At 55.7% G+C, this 413-nt stretch carries 1 rRNA gene; it reads right to left on the reverse strand.

The features are described from left to right. A 16S ribosomal RNA gene (locus G4V62_RS19315) occupies positions 1-406 on the reverse strand; the annotation flags it as partial. Positions 407-413 lie beyond the last annotated feature (7 nt).

Consider the following 413-nt stretch of genomic DNA (forward strand, 5'->3'; position numbering starts at 1 on the left):
GCGTTGCTCCGTCAGACTTTCGTCCATTGCGGAAGATTCCCTACTGCTGCCTCCCGTAGGAGTCTGGGCCGTGTCTCAGTCCCAGTGTGGCCGATCACCCTCTCAGGTCGGCTACGCATCGTTGCCTTGGTGAGCCTTTACCTCACCAACTAGCTAATGCGCCGCGGGCCCATCTGTAAGTGATAGCCGAAGCCATCTTTCATCTTAAACCCATGCGGGTTCAAGGATTATCAGGTATTAGCCCCGGTTTCCCGGAGTTATCCCAGTCTTACAGGCAGGTTGCCCACGTGTTACTCACCCGTCCGCCGCTGAATCCGGGAAGCAAGCTTCCCTTCATCCGCTCGACTTGCATGTATTAGGCACGCCGCCAGCGTTCGTCCTGAGCCAGGATCAAACTCTCCATAAGAGTTTTT

The sequence above is a fragment of the Litoribacterium kuwaitense genome, assembly GCF_011058155.1.
GTDB lineage: Bacteria > Bacillota > Bacilli > Bacillales > DSM-28697 > Litoribacterium > Litoribacterium kuwaitense.